The organism is Tsukamurella sputi (assembly GCF_007858445.1).
Taxonomy (GTDB): Bacteria; Actinomycetota; Actinomycetes; order Mycobacteriales; family Mycobacteriaceae; genus Tsukamurella; species Tsukamurella sputi.
Genome location: NZ_VIGV01000001.1, coordinates 697,770 through 712,753, shown reverse-complemented (window position 1 = coordinate 712,753; position 14,984 = coordinate 697,770). Strand labels below are relative to the sequence as shown.

At 67.9% G+C, this 14,984-nt stretch carries 13 protein-coding genes; 7 read left to right on the top strand and 6 right to left on the bottom strand.

Going from position 1 to position 14,984, the window contains the following annotated elements:
• Positions 1–156 precede the first annotated feature (156 nt).
• From FK268_RS03455 to FK268_RS03445, 3 genes are all read left to right on the top strand, one after another.
• Positions 157–840, top strand: coding sequence for a transporter (locus tag FK268_RS03455; RefSeq protein ID WP_146431110.1), 684 nt, complete (start codon positions 157–159; stop codon positions 838–840).
• Complete coding sequence (locus FK268_RS03450) at positions 837–2,183, top strand: MFS transporter (RefSeq protein ID WP_231706893.1); 1,347 nt, start codon at positions 837–839, stop codon at positions 2,181–2,183. The genes FK268_RS03455 and FK268_RS03450 overlap by 4 nt, the downstream gene beginning before the upstream one ends.
• 173 nt (positions 2,184–2,356) lie before the next feature.
• Positions 2,357–3,736, top strand: a complete 1,380-nt coding sequence (locus FK268_RS03445) for a flavin monoamine oxidase family protein (RefSeq protein ID WP_146431108.1) — start codon at positions 2,357–2,359, stop codon at positions 3,734–3,736.
• 80 nt (positions 3,737–3,816) lie between these two features.
• Here the strand turns inward: FK268_RS03445 and FK268_RS03440 are convergent, their stop codons facing one another.
• The 5 genes from FK268_RS03440 to FK268_RS03420 all read right to left on the bottom strand — a co-directional run bounded on the left by FK268_RS03440 (position 3,817) and on the right by FK268_RS03420 (position 9,059).
• Positions 3,817–5,280 carry an MFS transporter gene (locus tag FK268_RS03440; protein ID WP_146431106.1) on the bottom strand — a complete coding sequence of 488 codons (1,464 nt, stop codon included), beginning with the start codon at positions 5,278–5,280 and terminating at the stop codon, positions 3,817–3,819.
• Positions 5,281–5,309: 29 nt separating this feature from the next.
• Positions 5,310–5,624: a hypothetical protein gene (locus FK268_RS03435; protein WP_146431105.1), complete on the bottom strand. Its 315-nt coding sequence runs from the start codon at positions 5,622–5,624 to the stop codon at positions 5,310–5,312.
• Positions 5,625–5,701: 77 nt separating this feature from the next.
• Positions 5,702–6,934 (bottom strand): PucR family transcriptional regulator, encoded by a 1,233-nt coding sequence (locus FK268_RS03430; protein ID WP_146431103.1) that lies wholly within the window; start codon positions 6,932–6,934, stop codon positions 5,702–5,704.
• 5 nt (positions 6,935–6,939) lie between these two features.
• On the bottom strand, positions 6,940–7,800 hold the full coding sequence (locus tag FK268_RS03425) for a phytanoyl-CoA dioxygenase family protein (RefSeq protein WP_146431101.1): 861 nt from the start codon (positions 7,798–7,800) through the stop codon (positions 6,940–6,942).
• A gap of 215 nt (positions 7,801–8,015) precedes the next feature.
• On the bottom strand, positions 8,016–9,059 hold the full coding sequence (locus FK268_RS03420) for a dihydrodipicolinate reductase (RefSeq protein ID WP_146431099.1): 1,044 nt from the start codon (positions 9,057–9,059) through the stop codon (positions 8,016–8,018).
• A gap of 296 nt (positions 9,060–9,355) precedes the next feature.
• On the opposite strand from FK268_RS03420, the gene FK268_RS03415 reads away from it, so the two are divergent.
• The 4 genes from FK268_RS03415 to FK268_RS03400 all read left to right on the top strand — a co-directional run bounded on the left by FK268_RS03415 (position 9,356) and on the right by FK268_RS03400 (position 13,320).
• On the top strand, positions 9,356–10,888 hold the full coding sequence (locus FK268_RS03415) for a flavin-containing monooxygenase (RefSeq protein WP_146431097.1): 1,533 nt from the start codon (positions 9,356–9,358) through the stop codon (positions 10,886–10,888).
• A complete protein-coding gene (locus FK268_RS03410; protein ID WP_146431095.1) occupies positions 10,885–11,982 on the top strand; it encodes an alpha/beta hydrolase in 1,098 nt (365 codons plus the stop codon). Before FK268_RS03415 ends, FK268_RS03410 begins: the two co-directional genes overlap by 4 nt.
• Positions 11,979–12,713, top strand: a complete 735-nt coding sequence (locus FK268_RS03405) for a hypothetical protein (protein WP_146431093.1) — start codon at positions 11,979–11,981, stop codon at positions 12,711–12,713. Before FK268_RS03410 ends, FK268_RS03405 begins: the two co-directional genes overlap by 4 nt.
• A 193-nt stretch (positions 12,714–12,906) precedes the next feature.
• Complete coding sequence (locus tag FK268_RS03400) at positions 12,907–13,320, top strand: pyridoxamine 5'-phosphate oxidase family protein (protein ID WP_146431091.1); 414 nt, start codon at positions 12,907–12,909, stop codon at positions 13,318–13,320.
• A 35-nt stretch (positions 13,321–13,355) separates the two neighbouring features.
• On the opposite strand, the gene FK268_RS03395 is transcribed toward FK268_RS03400, so the two are convergent.
• Positions 13,356–14,885 (bottom strand): AMP-binding protein, encoded by a 1,530-nt coding sequence (locus FK268_RS03395; protein WP_146431089.1) that lies wholly within the window; start codon positions 14,883–14,885, stop codon positions 13,356–13,358.
• Positions 14,886–14,984 lie beyond the last annotated feature (99 nt).

The window sequence follows — 14,984 nt, the reverse complement described above, 5'->3', positions numbered from 1 at the left end:
GTGCGACTGTCGATGACGAGTCGGGCTCCTTGTGCGACGTGGGCAGCTGCGGCGCTTCGCACCGAATCGGATGGAAATTCGGTGCGAACTGTTGCTGTGATTGTGGTCACGGTAAGACGACAGTGTGGTCCGGGAAACACGAAAGGAGTCCCTACAGTGAAGGACTACATATTCCTCGCGTCGGACGTCTGGTTGATCGTCGTCGGCTTCGTCATCGGCTGGAAGTTCATCCGCAAGTACGACAACTACCTGATCGGCATCGAATCACTCGTCGTCGGAGTATCGGCCACGAACTTCCTGGTCGGGTCGTTGCTCGGCGGCACCGGCGGGACTCCCCTCCAGATCTCGTTCTTCCTCGACGCGTTCTCGCGGTCGTTCGGTTTCACCGTGATCCTCGTGATGGGGCTCATGGCGGTCACGCATCGCTACCGGCCTTCCACGCGGGTCGAGATCGCCGCGTTCGGCATCACGATCATCGCCGCGTTCTTCCTCCGGCACTTCCACGACGACGAGCTCCACGTCGGTGTCGCGACGTTCTACCTCGTGATGAACCTGCTCACGACCGCGTTCCTCACGTACTTCGCCAAGCGGCTGTGGGAAGCCGGTGCTCGCGGGCTGGCGATTGCGGCCGCGCTGGTCACTGCTGCGGCGACGGGGATCGCCCTGACCTACGACTTCTTCCCCTTCTCCTTCGACGACGCGAACCGCACGTACTTCTACACCGCGGCATTGACGGTCTGGGGCGCACAGGGAGCGATCTACTACCTCTCCTACAAGGCCCTGCACGCCCACAGCTCGGCGGAACAGGCGGCACGCGAGCTGAAGGTGGTCGTCGCATGAACGTGTCGACAGCGCAGCAGCCGTCGGGCTCCACGCCGGTCCGAATGCCCGGAGCGACCCCACCCGGGCGGCGGGTGCGTGCCGCGCAGGCAAGGGCCGGGGCGCGGCCGACGGCCGTTCCGCAGAAGAGTCGCTGGCTCGTCATCATCGCGTTCGGGCTCCTCGTAGCCGCGACCCAGGTGCTCGTCGTGAACTACGCTCCGGTGACGAACGACGCCGCGCGCCACTTCGGCGTGTCGGTGGCGTCGGTGGGCTGGCTGTCCCAGGTCTTCCCGCTCGTCTTCTTCCTCCTCGCGATCCCCGCCGGACTCGCGCTCGACCGCTGGTTCCGGCGGGCGCTGGTGCTCGGCGCGATGCTCACCGCGGCAGGCGCGTTCGTCCGGCTGGTCGCCGACGACTACACGTGGACCATGGTCGGGCAGGTCATCGCGGCGGTCGGGCAGCCCTTCATCCTCAATGCCATTCCCAGGCTCGCCGTGGCCTACCTCGCTGCCAAGGATCGGACGACGGGGATCGCCCTCGCTTCGGCGGCCACCTTCCTGGGAATGGTCGTCGGATACCTGCTGGGGGCGTTCCTACCCGGCGTGACCCACGTCCACACCATCACCCTCGTCTCCGCTCTGATCGCGATGGACGCGGCCGGCGCACTCGTCCTGGCAGTCCACTTCTTCAAGCCCCTGGGTGGCGACGAGGCGGTGCCCTCGACCGGCGGCCTCAGGGCCTTCCGGTCGGCGTTGCGCAACCGCTACCTGCGTCGGCTGTGCGCTGTCGTCGCCATCCCGATGGGGACGTTCCTGGCGCTCGCGACCTACGTCCAGCCGTTGCTGGAACCCGCCGGAATCTCCGAGTCCAGCGCAGGTCTCATCCTCTCGTTCACGATGATCGCAGGCGTTGTCGGCAGCGCCATCGTGCCGGTCTGGGCCGAACGCCACCGCAGCGAGGTGAAGGTGATGGCGGTCGGCATCGTGATCACCGCCGGTGCGTGCCTCCATCTCGCCCTGGTGCCGAGCACGGCAATGGCCTACGTGACGCTCATCGGAGTGGGCTTCGTGCTCCTTCCGGCTCTCCCCATCGTGCTGTCGCTGAGCGAGCGTCACGCCGTAGATGCGGAGAGCACGGCGGCCGGGTTGATCTGGATGGCGGGCAATCTGGGCGGAGTCATCGTCGCCACGGTGATCAGCTTGCTCGTCGGTCATCCGGCGATCGCCTTCCTGGCCCTCGCCGGGGCGACTGCCCTCGCGCTGCCGGCTCTCCGACGGTTCGACGCCCTGGAATCGCGCGGTGCGGGAACGAGCGGAACGGACGCCGGTCTGAACGGAGATCTCGCCGTCACCGCCGGGTGACTCCCGCAGCCCCCTGCCACGTGGTCCTGTGCGATTCGCACCGAGTGTGCCGACAAGGCGCTCAGAATTGCGGTGGCTTACGAAATGTATCCGCCGCCATCCTGGCTGCATCTGCTCCGAACGGACGCACGGAGCAGAACTGACATGACAGGCAGTACGGAAGGGCGGGCACCATGGGACAGAGGGACATCGACGGATCGGCAGTGGACGTCGTCGTCATCGGGGCGGGCTTCGCGGGTCTGACCGCGGCGGACCGGCTCGTGGAGCGAGGCGCGACCGTTCTCGTCCTGGAGGGCAGGGACAGGGTCGGAGGCCGGGCGTACTCGGGTGAGGTCGCCGGCGTCACCGTGGACCTCGGGGCGACGTGGGTCGCCGACCGCCACACCGCGGTTCACTCGCTCGTCGGCGAGCTGGGCTGTACGACCACGCCGCAGTACGACAAGGGCGACAATCTGCTGTGGATGGCGGGTCGGCGGCAGACCTACCAGGGGGCGCTTCCGGTCGGCGGCCCGGTCGATGTCGACGACCTGTTCCGCATTCAAGGACGTCTCGAAGAACTCCTCGCGACGATCGATGTCGAGGCGGCGTGGTCGTCACCCGGCGCAGCGGAGCTCGACGCGATCTCGTTCGGGGAATGGCTCGATGAGAACGGGGCCGTGATCAGCACGCGCGAGCTCATGGCCGTCGTTGCGAAGGTGCAGTGGGGATCTGGGACGAGCGATGTCTCGCTCCTGCACGCCCTCCGCTATCTGCGGGCAGCGGGCGGGCTTCTGCACATGCTCTCCGTAGAGGGAGGACAGCAGCAGGATCGGATCGTCGGCGGCTTCCAGGGGATCGCCGTTCGGCTGGCGGAGAAGCTCGGTGATCGCGTCGTCCTGAACGCGGCGGTCCGGAGCATCACGCAGTCCGGCGACGAGGTCGAGGTGCACACCGATCGGGGTGTGGTGCGTGGACGCTACGCGATCTCGACGACCACCCCCGCACACCGCGCGGACATCGACTTCCGGCCCACGCTGCCGGACCGGGCCGTGGGGCTCGTCCACACCTGGCCGATGGGGACGCTCAGCAAGGCGTTCGTCGCCTTCGAGAGGCCCTTCTGGCGGGATCAGCAGTTGTCTGGCGAGGCGATCATCGACACCGGCGCCGTCTTCATCACCTTCGACGTCTCGCCCGAACCGGACGGGCCGGGCATCCTCATGGCGTTCTGCGATCCCCGGAAGTACGACGGCTTCAACGCCGAGGACCGCCGGAGTCGTGTGCTCGATGAACTGGTGCGGTTGTACGGCGAACAGGCCGCGCACCCCATCGACTACATCGATCACTGCTGGGGCACCGAGACCTTCGCGCCGGGAGGCCCGAACCCGTCCGTGGGCCCCTTCGCGACCACCAGCTACGGACCCGCGCTCGCCGAGCCCTTCGAGCGCATCCACTGGGCGGGGAGCGAAACCGCCGGCGAGTGGGCGGGAACCCTGAACGGTGCGGTCCTTACGGGGATCCGTGCCGCCGAGGAGGTCGCGGGCCGACTCGACGGTACGGACCGCGTCCACTCCTGAGCCGTCCCCCGTGAACGTCCGTGCCCGACGTGGCCGGTCGTGGCCCGCCGGCATGTTCCGGAGATCGGAGCACGGGGCGGTCAGGCGGCGATCCCGGCGCGGCGGGCGCGCGCGGACGAGAGGGCGACGACGCCCACCACGATCAACGCGGGAACCACGGCGAGCCAGTAGCCGACGCTGTACAGGCTCGGGATCGCCACGGTCACACCGGAACCGCCGGTCTCCTCGACCACCTCGGCGCTGAGGTCCGCGGTGATCACGGCGGTGCCCAGGGCGAAGCCGACCGCCATGAAGGTTCCGGCGATGCCGGTCGCCATTCCGGCTTTCTCCTCGGGCGTCCCGAGCTGGATGAGAGCGAACCCGGCCGAGTAGCCCATGCTGCAGCCGAGTCCGACGATCGCGGCCCCGACGAGATATTGCCACGGGCTGTGATGCGCCACGGCCATCCAGGCGAGGCCGGCGGCGGTGATCACAGCGCCGACGCTCAGCACCGCAAGCCCACGGCCGTCGTTCGCGGGCCGGTCCACGAGCGCGCCGCCGAGGACGAAAGTCACCGCGAAGGGCAACATCAGCAGGCCGGTCTGGAAGGCGCTGAACCCGAGGCCGTAGGCGTCCGGCACGGGGAGATTGCCCGGCGCGAACTGGACGTAACTGCTCACCAACAGGAGGAAGCAGGCGGTCATGGCGGCGAAGAACAGGATCGACACGCAGGCGAGAATCACCCTCGGCGCCCGCATGACCGCCGCGTCGAACACTGCCGAACTCGACCGGCGTTCGACGAGGAACCACGCGACGCCCCCGACGATTCCGAGGGCGAGCGGGATGAGAGCGCCCGCGCCCCAGGTGAGCCCCTGCGTCAGCGCGAGCAGCAGGGCCGCGACCCATGCGATCATCCACGCCGATCCGACCACGCCGATCCGGCCAACGCGTTCCGCGGGTGGGCGATGTGGAATGCCGAACCAGCAGACGACGGTGGAGACCGCGCATGCCGCGGCGAGGATCGCGTAGAAGCTGCGCAATGAGAGGTACTGCACGATCAGTCCGCCGCCGATCATCCCGAGCACGATGCCGCCGCCGGTGGCGATGACGACGACGGCCACGCCGGTGGCGATGCCGCTCTCACCGAGGTTGCGGCGCAGGAATCCTAGTGGGAGCAGCTGCGCCGCACCGCCGAAACCGATGAGGACCGAGCCGATCAGGATCGCGGCGTAGGAGTTCCCGATCGCCGCTGTCGCGGCGCCGACGGTGAGGAACGCCGACGCGGCCACAGTGGTATTGCGGTCGCCGTACAGGTCCGCCATGCGCGGCAGCACGATGAACCCGGCCCCACCGCTGAGGACCGCGGCGGTGTACAGCCACGTCGTCTCGGCAACCGTCGGCAACGAGAACTGCTGCTGGATCACGGGAAGCAGCGGCGGTAGAACGAAGACGATGGCGTTCGTCAGGACCACCAACAGCGCACCGACGGCGATGAGGAGCGGAGCCTTCCGAGAGGGCGTGGCGGGCGTGGACTCCGTCACGGGTGTTGCGGGGATGCCGGTCATGTTTCGTCTCCGATCCGTTGCCGCGTGGATCAGCGGCACGACTGGAGGATCGACACGATGTGCTCCAATGACGGGCGCGCCGCAGCGGTGATCGCCGCGGTGAGCCCGGGGACGTGCGGCTCGATCGCAGTGAGGACTTGATGCTCGATCTCGCCGATGGAGTCGATCTCCTGCAGGATCGCCGGAGCGCCACCGGGATAGGCGCCGGCCTCCTGGCAGACCATCGCAGTGATCGGATCGACAGGAGCGGGTGCGGGCGCCGGTGCCGCGGAGGCCGTGGCAGGTACGGCCACCGCGCAGGCGGCGGCGACGGCGAGGGCGCAGGTGAAGCGGTTGAGGGTCATGGATCGTCTTTCTTCGAAGGGGGAAGGTGGGCCGCGAGCGGCCCGGAGGTGATGCGCTCGGTCGGACGGCGTCGGGGTCAGGCCGCGCCGCGGATCCGGAGCACTGTCAACGCCGTTGCGACCTCGGTCGGGCGGTCGGCGAAGGGGTGGGGGAGGAGCTCGTCGACGCGGGCGAGGCGCCGGTCGATGGTGTTGCGGTGGGTGTAGAGGCGGTCTGCGGTGCTGGAGCGGTTGAGTCCCTCCTCGACGTAGGCCAGCACCGTCTGGTGGAGGACCGGGCTGGCGTTCTCGAGATCGCCGAGGACGTCCGAGACGAACTGGTCGAGGTGGCCGACGTCGGCGGACATGAGGTCGATCATCTGGACGTCCTCGTACCGGACCGCGCGGAGGGGCGAGCCGAGTCGTGCCAGGAGGCGTTGTGCCGCTGCGGCATCCATGTGCGTCCGCCGGAACCCGTTGATGCCCGACGCCGCGCGGCCCAGCGCCACCCGAGTGTGGGGGTGGCGAGCGAGGAGCTCCTCGAGGTCCGCTGTCGGCGGCACCGTGTTCGCCGGAATCCACAGCCATCGCGCGCAGGTTCCCGCGACGACGGTGAGCCGGCCGCGCGCCCCGCAGGCGCGTATCAACTGCTCACTCGTGGCCTCGAGGGCGCCGACGTTCTTCTCGGAATCCGTCCAGACCACGGCGCCGATGTGCGGACCGGTCAGCGCGTACCCCAGCTGGGCCTCCGCGCGGGCCGGCGCGATGTCCGCACCCTGCAGGAGCAGTTCGACGGTGGCGTAGCGCTGCAGCTGCGCGCCGCCGGCGAACTCCTCGCGGACGGCGTCGACCTGGTGCGCGAGCGCGGCGATGTCGTCATCGACGGAGGTCGTGAGCGAGCAGGCGGAGATCTCCACGAGTGCCCGCAGCTCGTCGGGGTCGCTCGTCGCCAGGAAGCATTCGGCGAGCCACCACCGCCACACGACGTACTGCCCGGTCCGCCACGAGGTGACCTCGTCGGTGGTCAGTCCGCGCAGGACGACGTTGCGGGCGTACGCGCGTGTCTCCTCACTCTCGGCCGCCGGGACCCGCGCGCCGGGCGCGGCGATGTTCGAGGTAAGCCACTTCTTCAGGGTGTGGACCGCGACGCGGTCGCTGGCCTCGGCCAGCACCGGATCCTGGGAGATCTCCCGGTAGAGGGGGTCACGGAGCGATGCCGCCTCCATATCGGCCAGGATCTCGGTGTGTCGGGCGAGCATCGTCTCGGCGACACCCCGGAGGAGCTCCCGGACGCGGTCCGACGGCTCGGGCCAGAGGTCGTCGGGTGCCACGGTCGTTACAGGCCGAGGTAGTCGCCGAGTTCGCTGTAGTCGACTTGCCAGAGGCCGGGGGAGCCGAGGGGGTACTGGGAGCGGAAGCCGAGGATGCGCTGGACGCGTTCGGGGAGGGTCTTGACGATGTCGCGGTCAACGAGGAAGGGGTAGGCCTCTTCGCCGACGAGGAATCCGGGGTTGAAGGCGAAGGAGACGGCGCGGCGGTATTCGTCGGTGGTGATGTTGGCGCCGCCGCCGTGGGCGGTTTTGCCGCTGAAGAAGAGGGCGTCGCCGGCGTTCATGATGGCGGGGATGGTCTGTTCGGGGGTGCCGCGGTCGTTGTAGTCGGGCCATTGGTGGCTGCCGGGGATGACGCGGGTGGCGCCGTTGTCCTCGGTGAAGTCGGTGAGTGCGATGAGGAAGTTGAGGGTGATTTCGGGGCCGGCGGGGCCCATGCCGACGAAGGGGTACCAGTTTTCGAGGTCGCGGTGGAGCATCTGGGGGCGGTTGCCGGGGCCGATCTCGATGACCTGGGCGGTGGTCATCCAGTAGGTGCCGGACTCTTCGAGGAAGGTGGCGTCGCAGAGGGCGTGGACCAGGTCGTGGTCGATGATCTCTTCGCGGAAGACGGGGCTGTGGGTGACGAGGTTGGTCAGGCGCTTGGTGTTGGCGCCGTGGAACTCTTGGACGATTTCGAGTTCGTGGGTGCTGCCGGGGTGCAGGGCCTGCAGCGGGGCCTCGATGTCGGCGTTGAATCGGGTGATCTGGTCGGCGGTGAGGAGGCCCTCGATGATGACGCCGCCGTCGCGGGCGACGATCTCGCGGATCTCGGCGACGGGGGTGGTGTTCGGGACCCGCTGGAGGGACGCGTCGACTGCGGTCATGGTGTTTCCTTCTGCTGGTGACTATCTGAGTGACGGATCACATCGGCTGACCGATGTGGTGTGCATCTCACTATGTCGACCTGTGCGTCCGCGCGGCACTTGCACCTTTGAACCACTTGCGTGGCGGTGGTGTGAGAATTGCACCGGGCAGGACGCCGTGGGCTGTGCAGCGGACAGCGCGAATCAGACAGTCGGCTACGGATCGGGCACGCCGCTCAGTCCCGCGGCGCGCGCGCAGTGGCCAAGTGGGCACCCTTCGACGCTATCCGCGCGACCGGGAGGTCTCCCATGGAGAGGAATCCGCTGGGAGCCTCGACCACGGCAGTCGCGACGTTCACCGCCGCGGCGATCGTGCTCACGAAGGACTCGAAGCCGGCCGGGGAGGACAGCTCGATCACCTGGTCAGATCCCTCGATGCGGTAGTCGTCGCCCGCACCCACCGGGTCGCTTCCGTCGAAGAAGCCGAACATGATCTCGAGGTCGATCACCGCGCGGCCGTCCAATGTGCCGCGGGCGGCGTGGGTGACGGCGGCGATCTCCCCGGGTTCGATGACGATGTGCTCCCCGGTGCGGACGGTCTCGCTGACGATCGCGGGCGAGACGCGGCCGACCTCGATCGCGTCCAGGGGCCACCCGAGGCCGGCACCGAGCGCGCTGATGGCCTGCTCGAAGCCGTAGTGCCCGACCACTTTGCCGACGGCCTGGGCATCGTCGAACTGTGCGGGCGTGAGGCCGAGGCCGAACTTGGAGAGGATCGCGCCGTAGCGCGACATGTTCGTGCGACGGCGGATGACGACCCGCTCGGCGCGCTGGGTGAGGGTGGTCAGCAGCAGCGGGAGGGTGTCCATGAGGACGCCCGGGTTCGCGCCCGTGCCGAGCACGGTGACGCCGTGGGCCTTGGCGGTCTCGTCGAGCCGGCGCGCGATCTCAGGGTGGCTCGACCAGGGGTAGGAGAGCTCCTCGCAGATGCTCATGACGTTGTAACCGCGCTCGAGCAGTGGGACGAGGGTGTCGACGACCAGGTTCAGGTCGGAGGTCGTGGCCACGATCGCGAGGTCGGCCCCGGGGAGGAGCGCGGGATCGTCGACGACGGTGACGGCGCGCGCCTCGAGCCCCGCGAGGGTGCCGAGATCGGCACCGACGACCGCGGGGTTCTTGTCGGCGGCCCCGACCACGGTCACGTCGGTGCGGCGTAGGAGCGATTCGGCCATGGCCAGTCCGGTGGCGCCGAGGCCGACCAGGACGACGGTGTGAGTCACGGTTGATGTCCTTCGTTGTTGTCAGCCGGCCGCGCGAACGCAGGGCCGGATGTGGCACAGGTCTCACTGTGGCCGGTCGTCGGTCGGTTCGACCACCGCATGTTTCAGCGTCTTGTCCGCGAGCGCGGTGCAGGTTGCACTGCCCGCGCAGGCGGCCCTGCGATCACCTCCGGAGGGGTGAGATTTCCACCGCTGCGCCGATCAAGACGTTGAGATTCGATGTGGTGCGCAACACACCCCGACCGGCAATCTGAGTTGCATCACGAAGCGCTCGGCGCAGGGAAGGAATCGACAAGATGAGCAACACAGCACAGGCCCCGGAGTACTTCGACGTGGTCATCATCGGTGGAGGGATCTCGGGGATCGGAGCCGGGGCGTACATCACCAAGGAGTTCCCGAACAAGTCGATCGCCATGCTCGAGGGGCGCGACTCCATCGGCGGCACGTGGGATCTGTTCAAGTACCCCGGCATCCGCTCCGACTCCGACCTGCACACCTTCGCGTACGAGTTCAAGAGTTGGAAGGACGAGAACGCGATCGCCGACGCCCCGCTGATCCTGAATTATCTCAAGGAGACCGCGGACGAGTACGGCCTCACCGACCGCATCCGCTACCGCCACAAGGTGGTCTCCGCGGCGTGGTCGAGCGATGACGCGCAATGGCTGCTGAGCGTCGACGTGACGGAGGCCGACGGTACCGTCCGGCGGGAGATCATCAAGGCCGGCTGGGTGTTCGGAGCCACCGGCTACTACAAGTACGAGGAGGGTTTCACCCCGGAGTTCGCGGGCCGGGAGGACTTCCAGGGCGACATCATCCACCCGCAGCATTGGCCCGAGGGTTACGACTACTCCGGCAAGAAGGTCGTCGTGATCGGCAGCGGCGCGACCGCGATCACGTTGATCCCGTCGATGCTCAAGGGTGAGGGCGCCGCGAAGCACGTGACCATGCTGCAGCGCACCCCGACCTACATCCTGACCCTGCCCCGCGTTGATGCCTTGAATCTCAAGCTCACCCGCCTGCTCGGCGAGCGAGCTGGCTACCTCGCGACCCGGTGGAAGAACATCTTCATGGACGCCGCCGTGGTTGCGTTCCTCACGAAGCTGCCCAAGACCGCGCGCAAGTACATCCGCAGCGTCAACGTCAAGGAGCTGCCCGCAGGCTTCGATGTGGACAAGCACTTCAACCCGCCCTACAACCCGTGGGAGCAGCGACTGTGCCTCGCCCCCGACGGTGACTTCTTCAAGTCCATCCGGGACGGCGGTGCGTCCGTGGTGACGGACAAGATCGTCCGTTTCACGCGGACGGGCATCGAGCTCGAGTCTGGTGAGCACCTGGAGGCGGACGTCATCGTGACCGCGACCGGCCTGAACCTGCGGCTCTTCGGCGGCATCGACCTGACCGTGGACGGGCGCCCCGTCGACCTGCCCAAGTCCGTCGTCTACCGCGGCATGATGCTCTCCGGCGTGCCGAACTGGATGAATGCGATCGGCTACACCAAGTCGTCGTGGACGCTGAAGATCGCCCTGCTCGGTAAGAGCATCATCGAGATCCTGCGCCACATGGACACCCACGGCTACGACACCGCCGTGCCGCACGCTCCCGCCGGCGTGGGAACCCGGTCCATGCTCGACCTCAACTCGGGCTACATGCAGCGCTCCAAGGACGACCTGCCGCGCCAGGGCGACTCCGTGCCGTGGAAGATGGAGAACGTCTTCATGGACGACCGGAAGATGTACCGCGGCTCCGTGATCGACGACAACCTGAAGTTCAGTTCGCGCCTCGAGCGTGAGCTGGGCGCCCGCTCCGTGGTCGAAGAGGCGCGGGCATGACCGTCACAACACGGGCGACGGGTTCCGCCGGCGTGCCCGCCCCCGTCCAGGTGCCCGCCGCACTGAGCGCCGCCGAGCGCGTGCAGCGCAGCGCGTTCACCGCGCTCCTCGCCGGAGTCCCCACCGGACTGATGCGCAGGCTCGCGCCCCGGGTGGTCAACGCCGACGGCGATGTGATGGCACCCGAGATCGCCCTCCTGCTGAAGCTCACCGCCGATGCGCCGGACTTCAGCGACGGCACCCCGGAGGAGGCGCGCGCCATCGTGGCGAACGACTCGCGGGTCTTCGCCGACGAGGCGCCTGCGGGCGTGCGGGTCGAGCCGGAGATCGTCATGCCGGGCGGCGTGCGCGCCACGCTGTACCGGCCCGCGACACCGTCGAAGGCTCTGGTCCTGTTCCTGCACGGCGGAGGCTTCGTTCTCAGCAGCCGGCAGGACTACGACGTGCCCGTCCGCCTCATCGCGGACGGCGCGGGGGTCAACGTGCTCTCCGTCGAGTACGGCCTGGCGCCCGAATCCCCGTTCCCCGGCCCTGTCGACGACGCGGTCACCGCGTGGCATTACGCCGTGGAGCACGCCGGCGAGTGGGGGATCGACCCGACCCGGATCGTGCTGCTCGGCGACAGCGCCGGCGGTAACCTCTGCGCGGTGCTCGCGAACGACGTGGCGAGCGAGGAGATCCGTCCCTACCTGCAGGTGCTCATGTACCCCGTGGTCGACGCGGTGGGCGAGTACGCCTCGCGGACCGAATTCGCCGGCAACGGTGCGCTGTCCGCGAAGCAGATCGCCTGGCTGACCGATCTGTACCTGCCCGATCGCGCGGACGGGCGCAACCCCCGGGTGTCGCCGATGCTCGCCGACAACCTGTCCGAGGCGCCGCCGACGCTGATCACCGTGGCGGGCTTCGACCCCCTCCGCGACGAGGCGCTGGCCTATGCGGAGCGGCTCGCCGAATCCGGTGTGCCGGTGCGCGTCTTCCGTGAGAGCGGGCTCGTACACGGCTACGTCTCGATGACCCGCATCAGCCCCGCGGCCCGGGCCGCCGTCGACCGCGTGTGTAGTGCGATCCGTGACGCACTCGAGGAGTCCCGATGAGCACCACTCGCATGATTCTGATCCTCCTCGCGGATCTCGCGATGGTCGGAGCCGGTTTCTACTACGGGTACAAGCTGCTCCGCGGCTACCGCAACTTCCTGCTCGGTCTCGAGTGGGTCGTGATGGCGGTCTCCGGGGTCAACGTCCTCCTCCTCGCCGGCCTCTTCACGACGCCCGACGGTGCCCCGGACCACGAGAGCTTCAGCTACCACCTCATGGTGTTCTTCGACGCCTTCTCGAGGTCCTTCGGTATGACCGTGATCCTCGTGATCGGCCTCATGGCGGTGACCCATCGCTACCGGCCGACCTGGTGGGTGGAAGCGGTCGCCATCCTGGCCGGCGTAGCGGCGGGTCTCAACCGCGCTCTCGATGTGCGTCCGGTGGAGATGAGCTGGTCGATCTTCTACCTCATCATGAATCTCGGTGCGGCGCTGTTCGTGTTCATCTACCTCGTACCGAAGTTGTGGCAGGCGGGCGACCGCAGCAGCGCGATCTGGGTGGCGGTGGGTAACGCCCTCGGCGCCTTCGTGGCGATCATCTACGACTTCGTCACTCTCCCGGGTGAGGACTCGGAGCACTCGGTGTTCTACATCGTCTCGCTCTCTATCTGGGCCCTGATGATCGTGACCTTCTCCCGCGGCTACCTCGCCCTGGAGCGGATCAACACGGAGCAGGATGCGCTGAACCCCTCTTCGGAGGGCGACGTCAGTCCACGGGGATCCATCGCTTGACCGCCGCTTCTGGCGCACCCGGACGTCAGCCGGTGTAGCCCCCGCGCTTGCGAGGGCTACACCGGCGAGCTCGTCGCCTGGCGGGATCCGTGCAATGTTCGCAGCACAATCGGAATCGTCGACGTGCTCATTGGTCTTCGAGTCATGTTGCAGTTCAGGCGAATTCGTACCTTCGATCTGAGATGATGATGGAATGGCGCTATCGAAAGCAGAGAAGCAAGAGTTCCTCAGTCAGCCCCACATCGCGGCGTTCTCCGTCGTCGAACCGGGTCGCGGACCGCTGACGGTTCCGGTCTGGTACGACTACAAGCCCGGCGGCCGTCCAACGGTGATCCTCGACCCGAAGTCCCGAAAGATGCGGGCGATCGAGGCCGCCGGCCGATTCACCCTGATGGTCGACACCGTGACGCCTCGTACCATGTACGTCAGCGTCGAAGGGCCTGTCGTTGAAGTGCGGCCGACCCCCTGGAGCGAGTTCGAGTACATGGCAGGGAGATACCTCGAGGGGGAGGCGTTCGAGAGCTACCTGAAGTTCTCGGAGCAACAAGAGATGGTGACCGTGACCCTCGAGCCGGAGCACTGGCTGGGCCTGGACCTGACGAGATAGGCCACTTCGGCCGAGGCGAAACGGGCAGCCTCCCGTCAGTCCAGACTGATGAGCCGTTTGACCAGTTTGCCGGTGGGGGTCCGCGGCAGGCTGTCGACGAAGCGCACCGCGCGGGGCAGCTTGTAGCGGGCCAGCGCCTTTCCCGCGTAGGCGATCAGCTCCTGTGCCAGCTCGTCCGACGGGGTCGTGCCCGGGGCGAGCTGGACGCAGGCGAGCGCTGTCTCACCGAGGTCGTCGTGCGGCACTCCGATCACCGCCACATCGGTCACCGCGGGATGCATGATGAGGGCGTTCTCCGCCTCCTGCGGATAGATGTTCACTCCGCCGGTGATGATCATGAAGTCCTTGCGGTCGGTGAGGTACAAGTAGCCGTCCTCGTCGAGGTAGCCGACATCGCCTGTGGTGGCCCAGTTCTCGTGGTCGGGGTGCTGCGCGGAGCGCGTCTTCTCGGGGGCGTTGTGGTAGGCGAAGGGCATCGCGTCCCGCTCGAAGTAGATGGTGCCGACCTCGCCGGCGGGGAGAACGGCACCGTCGTCACCGCAGATCCGGGCGATGCCCAGCCCGGCGCGACCCACTGAGCCGGGGCGCTCCAAGGCCTCCTGCGGCCCGATGAAGGTCGCGCCCGCGGCCTCGGTGGACGCGTAGTACTCGTGGATCACCGGCCCCCACCAGGCGAGCATCGACTGCTTGACCTCCGCAGGGCACGGCGCGGCGGCGTGGATCGCGACCTTGAGGCTGCTGGTGTCGTAACGGGAACGCGTCTCCTCCGGGAGCTTGAGCATCCGCACGAACATGGTGGGCACCCATTGGCTGTGCGTCACGCGGTACTTGGCGATGAGCGCGAGAGCCTCCTCCGGATCGAACCGGTGCATCATGATCACGGTGCCGCCCACGGACATGGTCACGCCGCAGAAGCGCAGCGGCGCAGCGTGGTAGAGCGGCGCGGGGGAGAGGTAGACGGTGTCGTCGTCCATGCCGTACATCGGGGCGAAGATCGCGGTGTAGGCGTCCGGAACCTCGTCGACCCCGCCCTCCGGCAAGGGGATGCGGATGCCCTTCGGGCGTCCCGTCGTGCCTGAGGAGTAGAGCATGTCCGTGCCGCGGGGCTGCTCCGTGAGCGGGGTGGCATCGGCTTGGGCGAGAACGGTCGCGAAGTCTGCGAATCCGGGAATCGTTCCGCCCCAGGTGATCGCGTGCCCGGGCTCCGCGAGAGCGGGGAGCTGCAACGCCTCGGAGACGGCGTCGGCCACGTCGGCGCCCGCGAACAGGGCCCGGGCTTCGCAGTCCGCCAGGATGTAGTTCACTTCGGTGGGCGTCAGGTGGAAGTTGACCACGGTCACGTACAGGCCGCTGCGGATGGCGGCCGCGTAGGCGGAGAAGATACGCAGATCGTTCCCGGCGACGATCGCGACGGTGTCGCCGCGGCGCAGTCCCAGCCCCCGCAGGTGATGCGCGACCCGCGTCGACTCGTCGTTCAGGCGGGCATGGCTCAGGATCTCGCCGGTGGCGGCGTCGATCGCTGCGGGCTTGCCCGGGGTGGGGTCTGCGAAGGCTCCTGGATACATGGGAGAACCACCTTTAACTTCGAGGTGCTCCCACCGTAACCGGGAGTGGGTCCTGGATCGCCGACTTCGGCACGATTGTCGCATCTATGCAGTTCAGAA